Origin of the sequence: Streptomyces sp. SID13666, assembly GCF_010548325.1 — a bacterium.
In the GTDB taxonomy this organism is placed as follows: Bacteria; Actinomycetota; Actinomycetes; order Streptomycetales; family Streptomycetaceae; genus Actinacidiphila; species Actinacidiphila fildesensis.
The window spans coordinates 25104-46345 of sequence record NZ_JAAGLX010000046.1 but is presented as its reverse complement, the minus strand read 5'-3'; the positions used below and the strand labels follow the sequence as shown (position 1 = coordinate 46345).

The following is a 21242-nucleotide window of genomic DNA, read 5'->3' as shown; positions in this document are numbered from 1 at the left end:
CCGTGTGATCTTCAAGCGCATCGGAAACGGGCGGCCGTACCCCGACCACGGCCGGGTCAGCACGCGAGAGTGGGCGGATGTCGCTCCACGTCCGGTACGCCTCGACCAGCTGGTCACCACCAAGGGCCAGCTCGACCTGGAAACCCTGCTCGCCGAGGACTCGACGTTCTACGGCGACCTCTTCGCGCATGTCGTGAAGTGGCACGGTGACCTGTATCTCGAGGACGGTCTGCACCGGGCGGTCCGGGCGGCGCTCCAGCAGCGCCAGGTTCTGCATGCCCGCGTCCTGGAGATGGACTGACCGAGGCGGCCGTACGGACCCGCCTGCGGACCCGCCCTGTGGGGGCGGCTGTTCGGAGGCGGCTGTTCGCCCTTTCGGGTTCGGCTGTCCGCCATTCATTGATCATTTAGTACGCTCCGGCGATGAGCGCACTACGCTGCGCCCATGAGCATGCTCACCCCTTCCGGCATGGGCGGGAAGTACCGGATCACCGGAAACCAGTACCCGAGAATGGGCCGGCCGCGAAGGCGCGGCCGTACCGCCCTGGCCATCGTCGCCTCGGTGGTGGTACTCGGCCTGATCGGCTGGGGCACGCTACAACTCATCGACGTCTTCACCGGCGGCAAGGACAAGGGCCCCGCCCAGGCCCACGCGGCCCCGGCGAGCTGCAAGCCGACGGCCGCCGCCGCGCCCACGGCGACCGGCAAGCCCGCCCCGCTGCCCCCGCCGGCCTCGATCGGGGTCACGGTCTTCAACGCGACGGCGAAGGGCGGGCTGGCCAAGACCACGGCCGATGAGCTGGCCAAGCGCGGCTTCCGCGTCATCAAGTTCAGCAACGCGCCGATCGAGTACGACAAGAAGGTCACGGTGCCGGCGCTGATCGTGGCCGGCCCCGCCGGTGCGCAGGCGGCGAAGGTCGTCGGCACGCAGGTCGCGGGCTCCACGGTGAAGATCGACCCGAAGCGGGCGGGCCCGGGCGTGGACCTGCTGATCGGGACGCCCTACACGAAGCTGGCCGACCCGAAGGACGCCGCGAAGGCCCTGGCCGTCGCGGCCAACCCGACCCCGGCGCCCTCGCCCAGCTGCTAAAGGCCGCAAGGGCACGACAGCCGCCCGGAAGACCGAGAACGCTGAGAAGCCCCGGACCACCAGGTCCGGGGCTTCTCGCATCCGACGTCCAGTTCGTGTCGCGGCCCTGCGGCGGCTATCCGGCGGTGCCGTAGAGCCGATCGGCTATCCGGCGGTGCCGTAGAGCCGGTCCCCCGCGTCGCCCAGGCCGGGGACGATGTAGCTGTTCTCGTTGAGCCCCTCGTCGACCGAGGCGGTGACGACGGTGACCGGCTTGCCCGCCAGCTCCCGCTCCATGACCTCGATGCCCTCGGGCGCCGCGAGCAGCACGATCGCGGTGACGTCGTCCGCGCCGCGCTCGATGAGCAGGTTGATGGCGGCGACCAGCGTGCCACCGGTGGCCAGCATCGGGTCGAGGACGTACACCTGGCGGCCGGAGAGGTCCTGCGGCATCCGGGTGGCGTAGGTCTTCGCCTCCAGGGTCTCCTCGTCACGGATCATGCCGAGGAAACCGACCTCGGCGGTCGGCAGCAGCCGGACCATACCGTCCAGCATGCCCAGGCCGGCCCGCAGGATCGGGACGACGAGCGGACGCGGGTAGGAGAGCCGTACGCCGGTGGTCGGGGCGACCGGGGTCCGGATGTCGACCTGCTCGGTACGCACGTCGCGGGTCGCCTCGTAGGCGAGCAGGGTGACGAGTTCATCGGCCAGCCGACGGAAGGTCGGCGAGTCGGTGCGCTCGTCGCGCAGGGTGGTGAGCTTGTGCGCGACCAACGGGTGGTCGACTACGTGGATCCGCATGCACCCGACATTAACCGAGTCCCAGGGGTCCCCGCCGCCGCTCGCTCTCTCCACCGATGCTCTGCCGACTCTCCGCCGAACACGCATCAAACCGCACGGTAGAGGGAAACTGTGCACATACGCCCGGAGCGCCCCCGGGTGCCCCGACCCCCCACGGGTGGTGCCACATGCCGGAGCGGAGCGAGAACGGTGACAAGCCGGAAGAGCCCGGTCAGCCGAAAGCGCGGAACAAGCAGACCAAACGCAAGACCCAGGAAGAACGCGACGCGGAGCGCCGCAGACGCCGGGTGATGTTCCTGCGCGAGCTGAACGAGGCCAAGGAGCTGCGCGAGCGCGTACAACCGCGCAGGGCGCGCGCGGCACGCATGCGGCAGGCCATGCGAATGCGGACGTTCCGCTGGTGACCTGCCGGACCTCCGGAACGTCCGGAAACGGTGCGGGGGCGGGCCGGAAGCCGCCTCCTGAGGGTGTTCCGCAGCCCGACGTGATGAAGACCTGGCACGTCGGAGTGCGGAAGACCCTTCGCAAAGCCCAGCTTTCTGCCACGATGCCGAGTGGGTGGGGTGCTCCCCGCCCGGTCCGGACGGCCTGAGACCTGTGGGAGAGTCACGGTGTACTTCGCCGCACTGCTCGCGCGCAACGAGAACGGTTGGCAAGCGAGCGAACCTGATCTCGACGATGTGGAAACCCTCGGCGATCTGAGCGACCTGGCCCGTGCGGCCATCGCCGAGGAGGAAACGGTTCTGGTCTTCATCGAGCAGGAGGACGCCTGGTTCGGTGTCATCCGCGTCGATGGTGAAGAGGACCCCAGGATCTATGTGTCCGATGCCGCCGCGGCAGCCCGTAGTTCGTACGGAGAGATCCTGCTCACCGACGAACTGCTCGGCCGGGACCCCGAGGACCCCCTCGACGTCCTGGTCGACCTCGACGGTACCGAGGACGGCGACGACGACGATGCCGACGAGGACGTGGTCCCCGGCCCCACCGAGGACCATGTGCCGGCCGGCCCGCTCGGCGAGGCCGGCCTGCTGTCCGATCTCGGTATGAGCGACAAGGAGCTGCTGGACCTCAGCGGTGACGGCGCGCTCACCGGAGAGGCGCTCGGTGAGATCGCCGAGGCGATCGGCTGTGCCGACGTTCTGGAGGCGGTCCGCTGAGCACCGCACCACCCCCGCCCGGTCCTCCCCGCGATCCGCTGCGCGACCCGTGGACCGGGCCGATGCGCCATGCCCTGGAAGAGGCCGGGCTCGCCCCGCGCACCGGCGATGTGCCGGTGGGCGCGGTCGTACTCGGCCCGGACGGCGTGGTCATCGGCAGGGGCCGCAACGAACGCGAGGCGACCGGTGACCCGACCGCCCACGCCGAGGTGCTCGCGATCCGCGACGCCGCTCAGGCGGTCGGAGAGTGGCGGCTGACCGGCTGCACCCTCGTCGTCACACTGGAGCCCTGCACCATGTGCGCGGGCGCGATCGTCCTCTCCCGGCTCGACCGGGTCGTGTACGGGGCACTGGACGAGAAGGGCGGCGCCGTGGGCTCCCTGTGGGACGTCGTCCGCGACCGCCGGCTCAATCACCGCCCCGAAGTCATCCAGGGAGTGCTCGCCGAAGAGTGCTCCGCCCTCCTCACCCGGTTCTTCCGCTCGGGCGATTTCGGAGCACGGCCCCACGTGGGCTAAGCTCTCTCTCGGTAGCGTGTCCGAGCGGCCTAAGGAGCACGCCTCGAAAGCGTGTGTGGGGGCAACTTCACCGTGGGTTCAAATCCCACCGCTACCGCTCGTGAGCAGTACACACGAAAGCCCCGCCTCGCGAGAGGCGGGGCTTTCGTTCGTCCCTGGTCTCAGTTCTGGTCTCAGTTCGCCCCTACGGACCCCCCTCCCCCGTTGTCGTCTCCATCGTCCGATGCCTCCCCGGGCGCGCTGTCGAGCGCTTCCTTCACGCGGGCGGCGATCTCTTCCGGCGCGAGATTCACGGTCGGCCAGAGCGCGTGTCCGAGCTTGTCGGCGATGTTCTTCAAGACCGGGGCCGTCATGTGCTGGTACCGGCGGCGCATCGCTCCGCCCGGCTCCCATCCCATGATCCCGTCAACGGCGGTGTCCGGGATGCCCAAGAGCAGCAGCACCGTGGCGGCCGTGTGACGAGCGTCATGCAGACGGCCGTCCCGCACCTTCGCAGCCTTCAACAGCCGCTTCCACTCGTCCCAGTCGTAGCGCGGATTCACGGGGCGGCCCACGTCGTCCGTGAACACCCACCCGCCTTCCTCCCAAAGCTGCCGGGCGTTCTCCTTGCTCCTCTCCTGTTGCTCACGGTGGAGCTTGAGCATCGGGAGGAGTTGCGGGGGCAACCCGATCGGCCGCTTCCCTGCCCGGGACTTCGTTTCCTTCGTGGCCGGCCGGATCGGCTTCCGCTGTTTGCAGTACCCGGGTTTCCTCCCACACGGCTTCTCGCAGCCGTGGGCGTACTTCGGCCGCAGCCGACTGCGGCGGACCCGCAGAACGCCGTTGTCGAGATCCAGGTCGATCCACTTGAGCCCGAGCGCTTCTCCCTGCCGTAGCCCGATAGCGAGCGCCAGGAACCAACGCACGGGGTGCCGCCGGTCCGCGGCGGCGTCCATCAGCCGCGCGACCTCTTCGAGGGAGTAGGGCTCGACCTCTTCCTCATCCCCATCCGGCTTGGGTGCTTTGGCCAGCCTCGCGGGATTCACCGCGAGGTGCCGGCGGCGGACCGCTTCATTCAGCGCGGCCCGCAAGGTTCTGTGCGATTGGTGAACGGTCGCAGCCTTGCTGCCTTGGGCCTTCATTCGGGCGTAGAAGCGCTCAATGTGTTCCGGCTCCAACTTGTCGAGCCGGTGTGCCCCAAGACCGGGCGTGAGGTGGACGCGTACCGCGACCTCGTATCCGGCGTAGGTGTTCACGCTGATCACCGGTTTGGCGATGTTCTCGACCCAATGGGCAAGCCACAGCTTGACCGTCCAGGGCTTACCGGCCTTGGGCATGACGCCGGATTCCCGCTTCTTCTCCAACTCCCGCACCGCCTTATGAATCTCGGCCTTGGTCTTGCGGGAGACGTGCCGGCGGTCGGGTGTGCCGTCGTCCTTCACACCCACGGTCACGCGGCCGTGCCAACGGCCGTCTTTGCCGAAGTAGATAGTGGACTCGCCGTTGGGCTTACGAGTGCGTTTTTCGTTCTCTGACACAAGCGTCTCCCGATAGGGGCGGAAAAGGGAGCGGCGGCGGACAACCGCATCGGGCTGTCCGTCGCCGTGAATTCGTCAGGCGGCGCGGTTGGCGCTACGCAGGTGTGCGAGGCAGGCCGGGACTGCATCGGCGGGGACACGGCGCAGGCGGCCCACGGGGATGGACTCCAGTGCTCCCAGGCGGATGAGGCGGTAGCAGTAGGTCCGGCCGATACTGAGGCGACGGGCGGCCTCTTCGACGGTGAGCAGGACCAAGGTGGGGTCGTATTCGGTTTCAGGGTCGGTGGTCACGTTGGCTCCCTGAGGTGGTGAGCGGCAGGGGGAGGGCGGTACGCGCGGGACGGGCGCGGATACGTTGCGCCTGTCCGAGGTGCGGATTTCTGCGTCATTGCGTCATCAGCGTCACGCGCGCTTTTGACCTGGGGTTTCGTGTGACGCAGAGGTTGGGGGCTGCGTCATGGGTGCGTCATGGGCTGCGTCATCGCATGACGCAGATGACGCAGGATGACGCAGGTACTGCCGTCTGCGTCATGCTTGTTGCCGCAGGTCAGGGCTGGTTTTTCGGCTTGCATGACGCAGATGACGCAGGTTCTTCCTTCTTAGGAAAAAAGAAGGGGTGTTTGCTGTTGTTCGGTGGGCCTTACAGCGTGAAGAAGGAGCCGCTGCGCGGCGCGACCTTGGGGCGGCGTTCCGCCGAACAGCAAGAGGAGCACCCCCCGGGGGCTGGTGCTCCTCTTGCTTGTCCGGGTGAGCGTGGGCGCGGGTCAGAACGCCCGTTCCTGTTCGCCCGGGGGCGGGGCGCTGGGGCGGGTCATTTCGAGGTAGCGGCCTTCGCTGGTGCGGCCGGTGTCGATGAGGACGCCGCGTGCGGCCAGGGTGGGCTGGAGGCGCTTGAGGCGGTCGGAGAGGACTTTGCCGGTGGTCGGCCAGCCTTTGGGTAGGGGGCGTAGTTCGTCGCCGCTGTGGAGGCGGCTGAGGCAGTGCAGCCACTGGGTGGAGGTCATGCGCTGCTCTGAGCCCGGGTCGAGGGTTTCCGCGTGCTGGAGGACGGTCTGGGCGAGGAGGTCGCCTTCGATCACGTCGTCGTTCAGGTCATCGAGGCTGGCCCGGTAAGCGGCCAGCGCCCCAAGGCCGGCTGCCGCATCCAGTTGCGCGCACAGGTGCGCGAAGTCCGCCATCCGAAGATCGGTCGGAGTTTCCGCGTCCACGGCGCGGACTTTGACCGTGAGGTCCAGGAGGGAGCCGAGAACGATGGGCAGAACCTCCGTGTACTCGGCCCACAGTTCGGCCTCGGTGCGCCGCACGCGGGGCCGCTCCAGCCGCAGCGGCAGGAGCCGTTCCGCGAAGTCGGGCCGAATGACCCCCACGTCGATACCGGTCAGGAGCAGGGGCCGCCGGTAGCCGAGGCGGAAGACGTCCCCGTCGGTGAACAGGGCGCGCTTGACGCTTTCGGCGCCGGTGACGATGCAGCACATGGCGTCGGACAGGTCCGGGGTCATGTGGGAGAGGTTGTCCAGGGCGGTGACCCACCCTGCCGCGACCGCCGCGATCAGGTTTTCCTCGTCCTTCGGTGCCCGGCGCAGGTCACCGCTCATGCCCTCGATGATCCGCAGGAGCATCCGCCCCGCGGTGGACTTCCCCGCGCCCTGGGGGCCGGTGAGGAACGGGGCGGGGACGGGCACGGACGGACCGAGGCAGCCGATCAGCCATGCGATGGCCAGGCATTCGGTCTCGGCGGTGGCGAAGTTGCACAGCCGCATCAGCAGGTCGATGCCCTTGCCGTCGGTGTCCTTGGCCGGCAGGGGTAGTTCTCCGGTGAGCTGGGTGCGCCGCCAGCACACCTCGCGGGGGTCGGGGGTGAGGATGTCCCAGCCGGCGGGGTGGATACGGACGGACTGCCCGTCGTTGCGGCCCAGGTCCAGCCACGTCGCCCCGTCGAACCCGGGGGCCACGCGGATGTTCACCGCGTGCGTGTCCTCGTACAGCGCGAGCGCTTCGATCAAGTCCAACGCCTCCTTGAGCGAGGTCCCGTTGAACACGCCGACCCCGTCCCGGTACATGCCGACGATGAGTTCCTGGCGATGGCTTCCGGTCGTGCCCTGGGAGCGCATCGGCCGGGCCACCGGGTGGCCGTTGCGCTGCGCATATACAGTCCCTTCGGCGGTGCGGAAGTACCGAAAGTGCGCCTGGGCGTAGTCGGTGATGACCTCACGGGCGGGAGTCTTCTCGTCCTCGGCCATGTCACAGTCCCAACCTGGTGCGGGCGTTGGTCCACGCGTCGGTGCAGTGCCGGGGCGATTCCCCCTTGGCCTGGGCTGCGGTGAACAGTCGCGCGGTGTGCGCCTGGGTGAGGCAGCCGCACCGGCCATGGACGGACAGCACCGCGAGGAACGTCCGGTACACGGTCGCGTGCACCGACTCGCGGGCCTGGGTGATCCGCTGCTCAGCCATCGCGATGCCACGGTCCAGATAGGTGGCCGTGCGGTGAGGGCATCCGCTGTCGCCGGCCCGTGCGGGCACGGGGACGCCCGCCGGACGTACGGCGGGGGGTTCCTTCACGGCCAGGGCGCGGACGGCATCCGGCAGTGCCGCGATGGTGCCGGTGCCGGGACCGAGCCAGCGGGCGTAGGCCATCGTGGATTTGATGTCGATGCCTGGCCGTACGGCGTTCGCGGACTGCATGGCGCCCCGGTAGAGCCAGTGCTCGCCTCGGGTCGTCGGCACGGTCCGTGTACCGGGCAGGTTCGCGCGGGCCCACGCGATGGCGGCCGGGTTGTCGAGGTCGAGGACGGTGAGGCCGACGCCGCCAGGGTGGTAGGCCACCGCTGCCGCGGTGCGCCAGGCCCGCGCCCATGTCGGTGAGGTGATGACGGCGGGGTCGGTGGTGGCGGCGGCCCAGCCGTGGCAGGGTGCCGCGCACCGGCAGGTGCCTGCGGATTTCATGTGGGGGCGTCCACCGCAGGTGCCACCGGAGCAGGTCTGGCAGTTCCCGAAAGGCACTTTCCCTTGCCTCAGCGGCAGCACTGGCACGCTCGATGCGGCCAGGTCCAGCGCTGTGGAGAGCAACGGATTGGCGCGTTGATGGGTCATGCTGGGGGTTCTCCTGTTTCTGACGAAGGGACGGAGAAACCGGGGCGGTCGCGGCTTGTGGTGAGAGGCGACCGCCCCGGGCACATCTACCGACAGGACTCCTGCGCGGCCTCGGTGATCTCGGCGCCGGAACGTCCGGCCCGGTGCGGTGGGGCGGGTTAGGCGAGGGAGGCGGCGACGCGCTCGCCGATCCATTGGGCGACGTTGCAGGACACGGCGTTTCCGGCCTGTGCGGTCTGTTCGCCCTTGGTGCCGTGCACGATGTACGAGGCGGGGAAGCGCTGGGCGGTGAGCTGTTCGCGGGGCTGAAGCATCCGGAAGTAGCAGTCCTCGATCTCCGGTGCCGGGGCCACCAGGGCGGCCGAATCCCGGGTGGCCAGCGTGTGCAGGGGATCCCCTGTGCTCTTGGGTGCGGCGTTGCGGTAGGGGATGACCAGCCCGTGGTGATTACCGCCGGCGGTGACGGTGGCCAGCGGGCGCACGACGGATTCGGCGGTGCCGTTGCGCCGGTATTCCACGACGAACGGCGGTGCCAGCAGCGCTTCATAGCCCTTGGGGTTGGCCATCCGGGTCCGCATCGGGTCCGCCGTGGTGGTCGCGGTGGCGTTCCATCCACCGCCGCACGGCACGAGCAGCCCCTCACCGATCTTCACCGTGCGGGCGGGCAGCGGACCGGCGTCGGCGGGCACCGAGCGCCCCTGGTGGCCGCCGTGGTTGACGGTCAGCACGCTGCGCTGTGTCGGGAACAGCCGCAGCCCGGTCCGGATCCGCTCCATCGTCTTGGCGGCCAGGGGGCGGGTGCGGTCGCCGATGCGGACGCCGGTGTTGGTCCAGTCGATGATGTCGGCCGCTGCCCGCACGTACGGTTCGACCACCGCGTGACGGCAGGCGCTGTTGGGGCACCGGTAGTCGTACTGCTGCTTGTACTTCCCGATCCGGCGCCCGTTGCGCCACGACTGCACCGCGTCCACATCCTCGCCACAGGCCGCGCAGAACGCCCGGGGCCGGGGCTTGAGGTCCGGTAGCGGGATGCCGTGGGCGGTGTAGACGATGTAGATCCGGTCGCGCCACTGCGGGGCGTGCACGTTGCCCGCACCGCCGACGTGCGCTGATGAGACGGACACGATCTGGGAGTGGTAGCCGAGCTTTTCCATGCCGGCCCGCCACCAGTCGAACAGCTCCCAGTCCGCCGCGAACTCGACGACGTTCTCGCACAGCACCGCCCGGTAGCGGTGGATCTCGGTGGCGCGGATCACGTCGTAGGCGGTGGCCCGGGTGCGCTCCCACGCGGCGGGCTCGACCGCCCCGTACTCCTCGAACGTGAACGCCGTCTGGCCCTTGGCGCGGCGCTTGCGTCCGCCGGCGGGGCTGGATTCCTGGCAGATCGGGGAGGCCCACAGGATGTCGGTGCGCGGCAGGCGCCGCATGTCGTAGTTGTTGATGTCCGCGCAGATGTGTTCCGCGTCGTGGTTCGCGGCGTGGGTGGCTATCGCGATCCGGCTGTGGTTCGCGGCAAGCTTCAGCTCCATCCCAGCGGCAACGAGGCCGGTGGAGGATCCTCCGGCGCCACAGAAGATGTCGGTGAACGTCAGGCCCATGGCCCGACCTCCTTCACGTCGTGTTCGCGGGTGGTTCGGGTTCGATCAAGGCTGCTCATGTCATGCACCATCCGGAGTCGCATCCGGGGTCGGCGTCGTCGAAGGGCAGGGTGTCCACGCCGTCCGGGATGGCCACCGCCAGGGGGCGCAGGAACCGGGTCAGCCACACGTGGTCCTTGCCGAGCGTGTCGCGGCGCCGGTTCAGCAGCGCTTCGAGGTCGCAGGCTTTGGCGAACAGGGCCGGTTCGTCGCGGCGCATGTCGTGCCAGTTCTCCGGGCGGGAGAAGGGGCAGAACCAGCACGCCGATTTCGGCGGGACCGGCAGACCCGCCGAACGGATGATGCGGGCGCAGTCGGTGCGACGGATCCCCAGCTCCAGCAGCGGATACTCGATCCGCTCGTGAGGTTCGCAGCGGCGGTTGTTGGCGCGGCTGATCTCATCGACGCTGATCCCGATCCCCACCGTGGCGGGGTTGGTGCGGCTTGCTCCCCGGCGTTTGAGTTCCTTGCCGATGACCTTGATTTTGAAGTCCCCGGTACAGGCCCGGGTGCCGGGTGCCCCGTTCGACATCCGCACGGGTATGGGCAGGGAGCGGGAGCCTTCGCGGGTGATGCGGCCGTAGAGGGTTTCGGGGGTGCCGTCGCGGCGGATGCGTCCCACGGTGGTCAGGTCGATGCCGTGGGCGGCGGCGAACGGGCGGGCGTGATCACGGACGTAAGCGAGGGTGGCGGGCTTCTCGGAGTCGTCACCGACGTTGGCGAAGATGAACGTGCGGTAGTCCAGGGTTCCTTGCGCGGCCAGCACGAGGGCGGCCATGGACTGCCAGCCACCCCCGAAACTGAACGCCTTCACGGGCTCGGAAGCGGTCTTGGGTACGGGTTTCGTCACGGGCGGGTATCTCCTGTGGGCCGAAGGGACGGAGAAACCGGGGCGGTCGCGGCTTGTGGTGAGAGGCGACCGCCCCGGGCGTATTCAGGCGTCGGGCATGCAGTCGGGGCAGTCGCAGTCCTCGTCGTGCGGGCAGTCGCAGCCGCACGGGTGCAGGAAGCCGGTGCAGTAGCAGATGCACATGCCTTCGCCGCACGGCTCTTCGTCGGTGGCGTCGTCGTAAGTGAGGGGAGCGAGCGCGTCCTGTGCGCGGGCCAGGTGGTCAGCGAGGGTGCGGGCGATGAGCGCGGCTGAGGCGAGGGCTGAGCGGGACTGGGCCAGGTGCTCATCCGGTGTGCCGTAGTCCGCAGTGACCGTGCCGGTCTTGGGGAGCGTCCCCAGGAAGTGGGCGAGCTGGTCGAAGGTTTGCGGCAGACGCTGGGTGAGCTGCGTGAGCGCGGCAACCACCTCGTACGCGTCGCTGGGATAGGTCAGCTCACCCTTGGTGCTCAAGGTGGCGTGGTTGAGGCTGCGGATTGCCTCAGCGGCTGTATCCGCCAGGTCCCTCGGGCTGGGATTCGACATTGGGGATTCCTTCTCGGTTCGTGGCTAGGCGGCGCGGTGGGCGGGGAACGTGAGGACGGTTGCCAGGCCGGCGACCGGCTCGGGGACCGATACGGGGAGGGGTTCGCGGGCATCGGGCGGCGGCTCGGGCGTCTCGCTCCGGGTCTCGCCCAACACCAGATCGACAGCGGCGATCTCCCGGCGCCCCCGCACATAGCCGACGGCCAGGGCGGGGGCGGCGAGGATGCCGGGGCCGAAAAGGCACGCGGCGGCGATCAGGTCGGCGTTCATGCCGCGCCGGCCCGGGTGGTGGCCAGCAGGTCGGGGAGCGTGCCGGCGAGTGCGGCGAGGCGTTGTTCGATGGCCTGCCAGGATGCGGGGTCGATGCTCATCAGCCCGTACGCGGCTGCGGCGGTGTCCCCGCACTGGAGGGCGGTGAGTGCGTCGCGCAGTTCGCCGGCGGCCATGAGCGTGATGCGGCCGGTGGGTTCGGGGTTGGGGTTCATGACAGCTCCCGTTGGGGGGTCAGGGGTTCCACTGGCCGATGGAGTGGGCGGCGCCGGTGATCCCGCGGTTGATGGGCCCGGCGGCTCCGGTGGACGCGAGGAGGAAGCCGAACATCACGGCGACGAAGCACACGCCGACGCCGATGGCCTTCATCTTCAGCAGGAAGCCGAGCAGGGCGCCGAAGAGCAGAACGAGGGAGACGGTCACAGCCACGGCAGGTTCTCCGATCGGGTGGGGCGGGTGCCGTCGTGGTGCAGGCGCATCGCGACGTTGAACAGGTGGCGGCCGACGCGTATGCGCTTGCGGTCGCCCCGGCAGCGGCGGCAGGTCTTGCCGGGCTTGGGGCGCCCGCGGCGGTCTGTCTTGAGCGCGTAGCCGAAGCCCTTGCACTTGCGGCAGTTCCCGAAGGGGCTGGCCGCACACAGACTCGCGTAACACAGAGTGATGATGAGGAGGCAGGCGCTAGCAGGGAGGAGGAGGGTCATGGAAGTGCCTTCCGGCGGGTTTTCGAGGTTTTCGCAGGTGGGGTGCTAGGTGCGAGGTGGCTGATCACACCCGGTTTGGGGTGCTAGCGAGGGTGCTAGACCTAGCAGCGGTGGCTGCTAGGTCTAGCACCGGTGCTCGTCAGTCCCCGGACTTCTTTCCGTCACGCACGGTGATGGCCTTGAGGAGGTCAGCGCGGGCGATGCCGCGCCGTGTGGTGCCCTTGCCGGCGGTGGTGGTGCCCCACACGTCCTGTGTGGTGATGCCGTAGGGCTTGAGGTTGCTGGTGACCGTCTCGCCCTTCCACCCGCCGTAGACCTCCGGGCGCATGGCGGCGAGGCGGGCGGCGACCTTCTCGTTCCACACCTTGTCCTCGTCGGCGGGCACCACGGCCACCACGTCGGCGAGCAGGTCGAACGCGGCCTCGTCGGACTGCGGCAGTTCGCCGACCGCGTGGCCGGTGATGTTGCCGTACTCCTCGCGCATCTTGCGGGCGCGGGCCACGACCTGTTCGGCTCCGAGCGCGTCCACGAACGCGGATGCCACGATGCGCGGGTCGTCGCCTTCGCCGGCCATCCAGCAGATGCCCCGGTCGGTGCGGGAGAACATCGTGGCCCGGTAGCCGGCCTTGTACATCGACGTGCCCAGCACCATGTCGTTGGCGGGCTGGCCCATGACCTTCAGGCAGAACCGCAGCACCGCGTTCGCGCTGATGCCCGTGGGCAGGGACTTCGCGTCCGGGCGCTGGGTGCCGAACAGGGTCACCATGCCGAGCGCCGGACCGCGTTTGCCCAGGTCGGTGGCGATCTCCTCGATCTCGGCCCCGTACTTGTCGTGCTCGAAGGGGACCTGGCACTCATCGAACCCGGCCACGATCGGGTGCAGGCCCAACGACTTGTCGTTCGCCAGCTCCGGGGTCACCTTCGACTCAGGGCACCGAGCACGCGGCAGACCCTTGATGACCTTCGCGCGGCGCCGCAGCTCCGCTCGCAGCTCCCGCAGGGATTCCAGGACGTAGAGGATGTCCTCGTCCTCGTCGCCGGCCCGGTAGCGGTGGCAGACCGGCTCCATGGCTCCGAAGTCGCCGGTGCCCTTGAAGTCGAACGCGTACAGCTGCGCGCGGGGGTCGAGTGCGGCGATGAGCAGGAACAGCCGCATCAGGAACGTCTTGCCCATACGCGGGATCGACCCGACCACCACCGACGCGAACATGAGCGTCACGGCCACGTCGCCCATGCGCTGGTCGTTGCCGAACACGACCGGCTTGAACAGATCCACGCTGCCGGACTTCAGCAGCGGCCAGGCGGGCTTCTTGGTCTCGTTCATGGGCTTGTCGCCCACCCACAGCACCAGGCGCCCTTCGTGCTCGGTCGGGTCGGCGGCCGGCCACACGCACCCGACCTTGCGCCGGAGCCCGGACGCGAGGGGCTTGCGGGCCTCCATGATGTCCTCGGGGGTGACGCCCCAGGGAAGGTCCAGGTCGGCCCGGTAGCCGGGGCCGTCGCGGGTGATCTCCGAGGTGAACCGCATCCCGTTCATGTCCCCGCCTTTCTTGATGGCGGCGGAGATCTTCGGGTTGCCGATGTTGTCCAGGCCCCGCAGCACAATGGACCCGGTCAACTTCTCCAGCTCCGTCTTGAGGACCGCGGGGCCGATGACGGGATGGTCTGCCGGGGCGCCGCGAAAGCCCACGGTCAGGATCGCGGCCGACGCCATGACGGCCAGCCAACCGGGGGTCATGACGTACAGGGTCAGAGCGAACCCGAACCCGAAGACCAGGGACACCATGACGATCAGCGACCGCAGCCGTACCCGACCGTCCCGCAGGCGGGACAGCTTCAGGTACTCGGCGGCGTCCTCTTTGCGGACCACGTACTCCCGCAGCGGCGCGGCTTCGGCGTCCCACATCCACCGGCTGGTGTCCCGCACGAGGCGGGCGGTTCCGCGCGGGGCGTTGCGGGTGAGCTGGAACGCGTACCAGGGGGTGCGGATGGTGTGGAAGGCGGTGGCGTATCCAGCGTTGCCGGCCGCGCGCTGGACGGTCGAGACGAACCCGGGCTTGGACAGCAGCCAGGACGGCACGATCGGCCGCCGCTTGTGCTGCACGATCCCCGGCGCGGGGAGGTCGGGCCGGTCAACGGGTCGGGCGACCGGGGGTTCGTCGTCGTCCGACTCCTCGACCAACACCGCACCCGACCCGGTCGGGGTCGGGTCGGCCGACCGGTCTGGGTGGGAGTCGGCCGGCCCGCCCCGGGCGGATCGGGCCTTGTCGAGATCGACCACGTCGGCCCCCGGGTCGGGTCCGGGGGTGGCGGCCATGTCGGCTTCGAGTCGGTGGAACAGTTCGCTTTCGTCGTCGTGGTTCACTTCACGTTCCTTCCGGAAACGGGAGGGGTTGGACGGGGTCCGGTCGGCGCTTTGGTCGGTTGACGGCCGGACCCCGGCTTGGCGAAGCAGTGCCAGCGCAGCTCAGATGTCGGTGAGCGCGACGGACGGGATTTCGTAGATGTCGGTCACGAACTCGGCGTTGGACCAGCGGCCCGTGCCGAAGTGGACGTACGCGAGGTGGACGCTGTTTCCGTCCCGGTCGGTCGTCTCGTAGACGTGGACGGTCGCGGCACCGCGCCGACCCCGGCGGATGCACTGGAGGGCGGTATCGACCGTCATCCGCTCCGGGCGCCAGTGCCCCGTTCGGTTGCTGCCCGTGTAGCGGACCAGGGAATTGAAGGTGACGGGACGCATGGTGAAGCTCCTTCGAAGCCGGATCAGGCGGCGCGCTGTACTGCCGGAGTGGTGGTGGCGAGTGCGTCGGCCCACAGGTGGTGCAGGGCGGACTGCCGGGACGGGCTCTTGGCGTCGCGGCTCTGGACGGGCATTTGCAGGCCCACGAAGTCATCCCCGCACGCGATCAGCAGCGGCTTTTTCGCGTCCGTGCCCCAGACGGTGAGCGGGACGTTGCGGGCGGCGCTGGCCCACCGTCCGAGGAACGTGGGGTTGAGATCGACCTCCGTCGTCAGGTTCGGCATCGCCTTCATCGCGTCGGCGATGAGCGTGCGCCAGTTGATCCGGCGGGTCACCGCCATCGGCAGGTTCACGGTCGGCACCGCCAGGGCCATGGCGCCGGCGGTGAACGTCAGGCGCTGACCGCACGGCGACAGGTCCACGAACAGCGGCGTGCGGCGGGTCAGCGTCGCGAACGACCGGACCGCCTTCAGGTCGGCGGCGGACACGAACGCCGACCAACCGGCGGCCGTCCCGCGAGGAACCGGGCGGCGGGTGACGGCCATCGTGTAGCGGTCGGTGGCGATCGCGTACAGATGGGTGGTGTCCGCTTCGAAGCGGACACCGTTGATCGAGGGCAGGGTGGTGTCCGCCGAGATGTGCGGGGTGACCTGCTTGAGCAGGTGCGGGAAGTCGACGATCGGCCCGATCATGCCGCCACCTCCACACACGGGGCGTAGGCGCGCAGGACCACGACCACCCCGGCGTATTCGCCGTCCACCCGCAGCACCTGGTAGCTGGCCGAGACGGGATGCCGCCATACGACGGCGGTCGGGTCCAAATTGAGCGCTTCACGCCAGGCTTCGAAGTCCGCCAGGTGGCCATGGGGCAGGTGGACATCCAGGCCCAGGGAAAGGCCATCGGGCAGGCTGACCATGCCGACTTCGATGTCGGCGGCCGGAAGGTGCGGCAGCGCGGTCAAGATGTGGGACAGGGCCAGGATTGCCGGCGTCCGGTGCTTCATCGTCTGTGCGGTCATGCTGCTTCTCCCTCGATGGGATCCGTCTCGCTGCGGTCAGTGTCGGTGTTGTCGGGGGCGGGATGGTCGGTGTTCTGGACGGTGTGCAGGGGCTGGGACCGTTCCGCCTTCAGCGCGTCGCGCAGGGCGCGGGCGTTGGCCTGCGAGGTGCGCACGGCCGTGCGGATCCGGTCGGCGGTCAGCTCCTTCTCCGGCCACCCGGCGGTGGCCTGGCGTGCGGCGGCGAGCAGCTCCGCACGGGTCCGCGAGGCAGGGGCCGCCTTGGCCGGGCGGCGCGGCGTACGCGCCTTGACGGGCGCTTGTTCAGTCGCCGTATCCGGGGCCGGTGCCGGCGCCCCTTGCGGTTCGGTCGGCTCGTCGGCGGCCAGGTCGGTGGGGGTCGCCTCGGGGGTCGCGTCACCGAGCTTGAGCAGGACCCGGGTACGGCGCGGGGTCTTGGACCGCCACCGCCACCCGTGCTCCTCGCGCAGGTCCGCCCGCAGCAACTGGCGCTCGCGCTCGCGGTCCAGGGCCACGCCGTACTTGGTGATCTCCCACAGCGTCATCCGACGCCACAGGGCGAACGTGGAAACCGGGGCGAGGATCCAGCGGGAGCGGCGGATCTTCTCCATCCGGCGCCCGGTGACCGCACCGATCCGGGTCGCGTAGACGTGCGCGGCGACCTCGGAGAGCACCACCCACAGAAGCGGCATCGTGCCGTGCGCGATCTTCGCCGACAGCGAGGTGCCGGCGGCGATGTTGAGCCAGCACGTCACCCCGGTCAGGAACCACGGCACGAACCGCACCCACGCAAGCGGCATGTCCATACGGATCAGCAGCAGATTCACCAGGGTGAAAGCCGGGATGGCCAGGTCGATGCCGATCGGGAGCATCTGCGGGACGGTGAAGTCCCAGCCCTTCGCGGCGGCGGTCACGGTGTCGAACGACAGGGCGAACCCGGTCCCACCGACCCCGACCCCCAACACCGTGGCCACCATCAGCAAGGACTGTTCAAACTGTGTCAGTGGCGGCACCTGGACCGGTTCGGGCGCGGCTACGGTCGTCATGACCGGCCCCCGTCCAGGTAGGGCGCGCACTCGTCAACCATCCGGACGATGGCCGCTGATGCTTCCCCCGTGTCCTGGTCGTCCTGGTAGTCGTCGGCGTCGTAGGCGGTCACTTTGGCGCCTCCCGTGCGGGTCAGGTGGGTTCCTCGGCGGCCGGCGCGGCGGCCGTTGACCGTGGCGGCCGGAATGGTGTTCCCGGCGATGTGCCAGCCACCGCCGGACTGTTTCGCGGCGTACATCGCCTCATCGGCCCGGCGCAGCAGCACGGACAGGTCGGCGGTCTCGGTGCGGGTGTCGATGGCCACGGCGCCGATGGAGGCGCCGACGGTCAGCCGGTGGCCTTCGAAGTCGATCGGCTCGCGCAGGGAGTGGAGGAGTTCATCGAGCATCCACACCAGCTCAGCGCGGCTGCGCATGATGGTGATGGCCGCGAACTCATCGCCGCCTATGCGGCCGATGATGGGGCCGTTGATCTGTCCCCAGGCGGTGAGGCGCTGCCCCACCGCGTGTAGGACCGCGTCCCCCGCGGCGTGGCCGTGGGTGTCGTTGATCTCCTTGAACCCATCCAGGTCCAGGAGGTAGACCGCGCTGCGGACGTGGGTCAGGGCCCGGTCGGCGCGGGCGGTGAACGCCTCGCGGTTGAGCAGGCCCGTCAGCGGGTCGCGGCGGGTGGCTTCGATCCGGCGGTTAAGCCGCAGACCGTGGACGGACCATCCGGCCGCAAGCGGCAGGGCAGCGGCCAAAGCGGCCATGGCTTGGCTCATGCTGCTTCCGCCGTTCGAGCAACCCAGGCGTCGCGGGCGGCGGAGCGGCGGGGGAACGTCACCAGGTGGGTGAGCGCCTCGGCGTACAGCGCGTCCCACCCGTCGACCTCGTCGCCATCCTCGGCCTTGGCCATCAGGTCGGCGAGGATGTCGCGGGCCGCAGCCTCCCGGGCCGCCCGCTCCTCGCCGCTCTCGCCCTGCACCCCGAGGAACAGGTCCCGGTCGATCCCGAGTGCCAGCTCCTCGAACTCCTCATTGCCGATGACGTGCTGATTGCCGATGTACGAACGCATGACGGAACTCCTGTAGACGAAGGGACGGAGCCGGGGCGGTCGCGGCCTGTTGGTGAGAGGCGGCCACCCCAGCGGGGAGCGGATTGAGGATCAGACGGTGGTTGAGGCCACGCGAACCAAGTGGTCGGCAGCCTCAATGGCGTCGAGTCGGAGGGCATCGAGCGTTTCCGCGTCGGGTGCGTTCCGCAGCGCGTAGGTCGCGTCCGCCGCGTCGTGAGCGGCCCCGGCGAGAGCAGGCGCCAGGATCATCAGGGCGGTCAGTGGCGCGGTGAGGGCAGAACGGGTGGCATGACTGGCCGACCGTGCCGACTGGTAGTCGGTGTTGGTCTCGCCAGACAGCCGCAGGTCCTCACGGACCCACATGGCGCGGCGGTGATCCGCTAAGGCCACGGTCAGGGCCGTGACTGCCGCGATGCGGTCCCGTCGCGCTTCGCGAGCCCTGCCTTCGGCCCTGTCAGACCGCGCGGCGTGCTGCTGGAGCAGGAAGGCGGTAAGTGATCCCAGCAGGGTTCCCATCACAGCAATCACGCTGGCCCACATATGAATCTCCTTGATTCGCGAAGGGACGGAGAGATCCGGGACGGTCGCGGCCTTGGTGAGAGACGGCCGTCCCGGGTGAAGCCGAACCGGCTCCCTGCCACCCCGCCCGTACAGCGCTGAGCGCGGGACGGGCGGGGGAGGCAGCCGGCCGCAACGGCGTAGCGCTGCGGAAGGGCTGGACGTGCGAGCGGCGCTGGATCATGTCCGGGGCCGTCCCGCGCGGCGGTTCATGCGGTGACGCGAAGGGCGTTGCGGCCGTACCGGTCCAGTACGGCCGCAGCGCCTACAGATGTCGGTGGAACACAACGACCTCCAAGCGAGGAGGGGCGAGGCTTCACCAGCGGTCGTTGCCACGGCCACCGGTCCCGAGCCTGAGAATCGGGCGCGTCATCGTCACTGCTCTGACGCCAGCAGGGCGGCGCACACCAGGTGGCACCCCGAACGGGGTGGTTCTCCAGAGCCGGCATGCGGGGAAGGGGCCGCCAAGACGACATCACCCGGTCGCCACGGAGACAGGGACTCGAACCCTGTCGATCAACTCACTGTTCAGTTTTCAAGGAACGGACGCTGCCTTTCACCTCGTTTCACGGAGGCGTCCGGGCACTACGGGTCCTGCGGCTCCGCCGGTACAGGCGGGCACTTTTTGATGAGGTACATGTAGTACGTGTTCCTCATCATGCAGAGGGAAGTTAGCTCCGTCAAGCCCTTCGGCCCTTCGGTTCCGCGAGTCCCTCGCTGTTGGTGTACCTACAGGTTGGCCGCAGGGTCGAAGACGTTCGACCCCGCCCATGTACGACTTGCACCCTTCTTCGCTACGGTGAAGTCGTACCAAGTCGTCCCGGCTCAGCGGAGGTTGGCATGGCGAACGAGCGGCTGCGCGGCGCGATCGTGGACCTCGGGTTGACCTTCGAAGAGGTCGCGGCACGACTGGGGGTCGCGGCAAAGACTGTCGAGCGCTGGATCAACGACCCGGAGCGCAAGCCATACCGGCGTTTCCAGTACGCGACCGCGTCACTGCTGAAGTGCGAGGTGTCCTACCTCTGGCCGGATGAACGGACATCTGCGGAAGTCACAGCCTCCGGAAACGCTGAGTTGGTCAAGCTCTATCCGCACCGGTCAGTCGTCATGCAAAGCCTGTGGCCGACCCTCTATGCGCAAGCGACTCGACAGTTTGATGTTCTGGCCTACTCCGGATTCTGGCTGACCGAAGATCCCGCCTTCCTCCGCGTCGTGAGAGAGAAATCTGCGGCTGGTGTACCCATCCGATTCATGCTCGGAGATCCGCTAAGTCAAGCCGTAGCCGTGCGCGGTGAAGACGAGGGAATCGGAGCCGCGATGGCTGGGAAGATCCGGAACGCCCTCATTAACTACGGCTCGATCTTTGGGTTGCCCGGGGTCGAGTTTCGATTGCACAGCACCACGCTCTACAACTCGATCTACCGGGCCGATGACGAGATGTTGGCCAATGGACATCTCTACGGTGTGGGCGCGTACATGGCTCCAGTGCTGCACCTACAGCGCGTGCCGGGTGGGGAACTCTTCGACGCATATGCTGAGAGCGTCGAACGGGTCTGGGAAGCTGCCCGCCCCATCACTTCACCGACCGATTGCGAAGGAATCCACGCATGAGCAGAGTCGATTACTACCGTGACCCAAATGCCCCTAAGGCTAATTCCGTCGTCCCGTCCGTGACGGCCGTCGTGTGCGACGAATCCGGAAGGCTACTGCTAATCCATAAGACCGACAACGACCTATGGGCACTGCCCGGGGGCGGCCACGACATTGGCGAAAGTGTCACGGACACCGTAACCCGTGAGGTGATGGAGGAAACGGGTGTTTCCGTCGAGGTTGATGGGATTGTAGGCGTCTACACCAATCCTCAGCATGTTATTGCATACGACGATGGAGAGGTAAGGCAACAGTTCTCCATTTGCTTCCGCGCCCACCCGACAGGCGGTTCCCTCCGGACTAGCAGCGAATCGAAAGAGGTCCGCTGGATCGCTCCAGCGGACCTCGATTCGCTCACCATCCATCCGTCCATGCTCTTGCGCATCCGGCACGGCTTGGACGACTCGCGTCACGAGCCATACATCGGCTGACCGGCGCTCTGCGCCTGCGCAAGGCGAGTTTCCACACGGCGGGAGGCTGCCTGGATCTCCGGCGATGCCCTCTGGATGAAACGACCGACGATCGTGTCTGGGCCGTATCGCTGCACAATTTCGCTCACGCGTTCGGTCGGGGTGGTCTGCCTGCCGTCCGGGGTCGTCGTCATGTCGCAGAAGATCAGCGCATCAACGAGGGCGGCCCTCTCTTGCGGGAACTCGTCCTCCAGTTCCTGCCTGAGTCCACGCTCCTCGGCCTCCAGCAGGGCGCAGGAGTGATGCGCCACGAGACAGACGACGCGTTCGTCTGCTCCTTCCTGACTCCGAAGGAAGCGGGCCCCGTCCAGCGGGTGAAAGCCCGTAGCGGCGATCGCTGGCGAGTAGCCGATGTCGTGCAACACCGCGGCTGCTTCCATTAGCTCGGAGTCACCGCCCAGGATCGGGCGAAGCGAACGAGCGCGCTTGGCGACCTCTAGCGAGTGAGCCCACCTACGCGGCAGTGGCTCGGACAGCATCGATTCGGCGAGCGAGTACGCCCACTCAGTCAGTCCCATGGGGGTCAAGG

The 21242-nt window shown here is 68.7% G+C and carries 28 protein-coding genes and 1 tRNA gene; 8 read left to right on the top strand and 21 right to left on the bottom strand.

The window, feature by feature from the left end; genetic code table 11:
- Positions 1 to 4: 4 nt before the first annotated feature.
- Positions 5 to 301 carry a type II toxin-antitoxin system VapB family antitoxin gene (locus tag G3I60_RS36490; RefSeq protein WP_138356234.1) on the top strand — a complete coding sequence of 99 codons (297 nt, stop codon included), beginning with the start codon at positions 5 to 7 and terminating at the stop codon, positions 299 to 301.
- 144 nt (positions 302 to 445) lie between these two features.
- Entirely contained in the window at positions 446 to 1090 is a 645-nt protein-coding gene (locus G3I60_RS36485) for a LytR C-terminal domain-containing protein (protein WP_164608292.1), read from the top strand.
- A 144-nt stretch (positions 1091 to 1234) separates the two neighbouring features.
- Here G3I60_RS36485 and upp read toward each other — a convergent pair whose 3' ends face one another.
- Positions 1235 to 1870 (bottom strand): uracil phosphoribosyltransferase, encoded by a 636-nt coding sequence (upp, locus tag G3I60_RS36480; protein ID WP_138356236.1) that lies wholly within the window; start codon positions 1868 to 1870, stop codon positions 1235 to 1237.
- Positions 1871 to 2037: 167 nt separating this feature from the next.
- On the opposite strand from upp, the gene G3I60_RS36475 reads away from it, so the two are divergent.
- The 4 genes from G3I60_RS36475 to G3I60_RS36460 all read left to right on the top strand — a co-directional run bounded on the left by G3I60_RS36475 (position 2038) and on the right by G3I60_RS36460 (position 3642).
- A complete protein-coding gene (locus tag G3I60_RS36475) occupies positions 2038 to 2274 on the top strand; it encodes a hypothetical protein (protein ID WP_138356237.1) in 237 nt (78 codons plus the stop codon).
- A gap of 207 nt (positions 2275 to 2481) precedes the next feature.
- Positions 2482 to 3027 (top strand): hypothetical protein, encoded by a 546-nt coding sequence (locus tag G3I60_RS36470; RefSeq protein WP_138356238.1) that lies wholly within the window; start codon positions 2482 to 2484, stop codon positions 3025 to 3027.
- A gap of 62 nt (positions 3028 to 3089) precedes the next feature.
- Complete coding sequence (tadA, locus tag G3I60_RS36465) at positions 3090 to 3545, top strand: tRNA adenosine(34) deaminase TadA (protein ID WP_138356239.1); 456 nt, start codon at positions 3090 to 3092, stop codon at positions 3543 to 3545.
- A 10-nt stretch (positions 3546 to 3555) separates the two neighbouring features.
- Positions 3556 to 3642: transfer RNA gene (locus tag G3I60_RS36460), tRNA-Ser, on the top strand.
- Between the two features lie 76 nt (positions 3643 to 3718).
- Here G3I60_RS36460 and G3I60_RS36455 read toward each other — a convergent pair.
- From G3I60_RS36455 to G3I60_RS36365, 19 genes are all read right to left on the bottom strand, one after another.
- Positions 3719 to 5062 (bottom strand): site-specific integrase, encoded by a 1344-nt coding sequence (locus G3I60_RS36455; RefSeq protein ID WP_164608291.1) that lies wholly within the window; start codon positions 5060 to 5062, stop codon positions 3719 to 3721.
- A 75-nt stretch (positions 5063 to 5137) separates the two neighbouring features.
- Positions 5138 to 5353 (bottom strand): excisionase family DNA-binding protein, encoded by a 216-nt coding sequence (locus G3I60_RS36450; RefSeq protein WP_164608290.1) that lies wholly within the window; start codon positions 5351 to 5353, stop codon positions 5138 to 5140.
- Between the two features lie 473 nt (positions 5354 to 5826).
- A complete protein-coding gene (locus tag G3I60_RS36445; RefSeq protein WP_164608289.1) occupies positions 5827 to 7302 on the bottom strand; it encodes an ATP-binding protein in 1476 nt (491 codons plus the stop codon).
- A gap of 1 nt (position 7303) precedes the next feature.
- The gene (locus tag G3I60_RS36440; RefSeq protein WP_164608288.1) at positions 7304 to 8152 is read right to left on the bottom strand and encodes a bifunctional DNA primase/polymerase; all 849 of its coding nucleotides are present in this window, start codon (positions 8150 to 8152) and stop codon (positions 7304 to 7306) included.
- A 158-nt stretch (positions 8153 to 8310) separates the two neighbouring features.
- A complete protein-coding gene (locus G3I60_RS36435; RefSeq protein ID WP_164608287.1) occupies positions 8311 to 9750 on the bottom strand; it encodes a DNA cytosine methyltransferase in 1440 nt (479 codons plus the stop codon).
- Positions 9751 to 9805: 55 nt separating this feature from the next.
- Complete coding sequence (locus G3I60_RS36430) at positions 9806 to 10639, bottom strand: phosphoadenosine phosphosulfate reductase (RefSeq protein WP_343241995.1); 834 nt, start codon at positions 10637 to 10639, stop codon at positions 9806 to 9808.
- Positions 10640 to 10723: 84 nt separating this feature from the next.
- On the bottom strand, positions 10724 to 11203 hold the full coding sequence (locus tag G3I60_RS36425) for a hypothetical protein (protein WP_164608286.1): 480 nt from the start codon (positions 11201 to 11203) through the stop codon (positions 10724 to 10726).
- Between the two features lie 24 nt (positions 11204 to 11227).
- Positions 11228 to 11473, bottom strand: a complete 246-nt coding sequence (locus tag G3I60_RS36420) for a hypothetical protein (protein WP_164608285.1) — start codon at positions 11471 to 11473, stop codon at positions 11228 to 11230.
- Complete coding sequence (locus tag G3I60_RS36415) at positions 11470 to 11688, bottom strand: hypothetical protein (protein ID WP_164608284.1); 219 nt, start codon at positions 11686 to 11688, stop codon at positions 11470 to 11472. Before G3I60_RS36415 ends, G3I60_RS36420 begins: the two co-directional genes overlap by 4 nt.
- A 19-nt stretch (positions 11689 to 11707) precedes the next feature.
- Positions 11708 to 11902 (bottom strand): hypothetical protein, encoded by a 195-nt coding sequence (locus tag G3I60_RS36410; RefSeq protein WP_164608283.1) that lies wholly within the window; start codon positions 11900 to 11902, stop codon positions 11708 to 11710.
- Entirely contained in the window at positions 11893 to 12174 is a 282-nt protein-coding gene (locus G3I60_RS36405) for a hypothetical protein (protein WP_164608282.1), read from the bottom strand. The genes G3I60_RS36410 and G3I60_RS36405 overlap by 10 nt, the downstream gene beginning before the upstream one ends.
- Before the next feature lie 139 nt (positions 12175 to 12313).
- A complete protein-coding gene (locus G3I60_RS36400; protein ID WP_164608281.1) occupies positions 12314 to 14539 on the bottom strand; it encodes a cell division protein FtsK in 2226 nt (741 codons plus the stop codon).
- Positions 14540 to 14641: 102 nt separating this feature from the next.
- Positions 14642 to 14914, bottom strand: a complete 273-nt coding sequence (locus G3I60_RS36395; protein WP_164608280.1) for a hypothetical protein — start codon at positions 14912 to 14914, stop codon at positions 14642 to 14644.
- Between the two features lie 23 nt (positions 14915 to 14937).
- Positions 14938 to 15606: a hypothetical protein gene (locus G3I60_RS36390; protein WP_164608279.1), complete on the bottom strand. Its 669-nt coding sequence runs from the start codon at positions 15604 to 15606 to the stop codon at positions 14938 to 14940.
- Positions 15603 to 15932: a hypothetical protein gene (locus G3I60_RS36385; protein ID WP_164608278.1), complete on the bottom strand. Its 330-nt coding sequence runs from the start codon at positions 15930 to 15932 to the stop codon at positions 15603 to 15605. The genes G3I60_RS36390 and G3I60_RS36385 overlap by 4 nt, the downstream gene beginning before the upstream one ends.
- A complete protein-coding gene (locus G3I60_RS36380; RefSeq protein ID WP_164608277.1) occupies positions 15929 to 16978 on the bottom strand; it encodes a DUF2637 domain-containing protein in 1050 nt (349 codons plus the stop codon). Before G3I60_RS36380 ends, G3I60_RS36385 begins: the two co-directional genes overlap by 4 nt.
- Positions 16975 to 17742, bottom strand: coding sequence for a GGDEF domain-containing protein (locus G3I60_RS36375; protein WP_203674768.1), 768 nt, complete (start codon positions 17740 to 17742; stop codon positions 16975 to 16977). The genes G3I60_RS36380 and G3I60_RS36375 overlap by 4 nt, the downstream gene beginning before the upstream one ends.
- A complete protein-coding gene (locus G3I60_RS36370) occupies positions 17739 to 18035 on the bottom strand; it encodes a hypothetical protein (protein ID WP_164608276.1) in 297 nt (98 codons plus the stop codon). The genes G3I60_RS36375 and G3I60_RS36370 overlap by 4 nt, the downstream gene beginning before the upstream one ends.
- Before the next feature lie 90 nt (positions 18036 to 18125).
- Complete coding sequence (locus G3I60_RS36365; RefSeq protein ID WP_164608275.1) at positions 18126 to 18575, bottom strand: protein kilB; 450 nt, start codon at positions 18573 to 18575, stop codon at positions 18126 to 18128.
- Positions 18576 to 19433: 858 nt separating this feature from the next.
- Here G3I60_RS36365 and G3I60_RS36360 point away from each other — a divergent pair.
- Together G3I60_RS36360 and G3I60_RS36355 are read left to right on the top strand one after the other, a co-directional pair.
- A complete protein-coding gene (locus tag G3I60_RS36360; protein WP_164608274.1) occupies positions 19434 to 20204 on the top strand; it encodes a helix-turn-helix domain-containing protein in 771 nt (256 codons plus the stop codon).
- Positions 20201 to 20674: an NUDIX hydrolase gene (locus tag G3I60_RS36355; RefSeq protein ID WP_164608273.1), complete on the top strand. Its 474-nt coding sequence runs from the start codon at positions 20201 to 20203 to the stop codon at positions 20672 to 20674. Before G3I60_RS36360 ends, G3I60_RS36355 begins: the two co-directional genes overlap by 4 nt.
- Here the strand turns inward: G3I60_RS36355 and G3I60_RS36350 are convergent.
- Positions 20653 to 21231 (bottom strand): HD domain-containing protein, encoded by a 579-nt coding sequence (locus G3I60_RS36350; RefSeq protein WP_203674766.1) that lies wholly within the window; start codon positions 21229 to 21231, stop codon positions 20653 to 20655. The two genes, G3I60_RS36355 and G3I60_RS36350, sit on opposite strands and share 22 nt — an antisense overlap.
- Between the last annotated feature and the right edge of the window lie 11 nt (positions 21232 to 21242).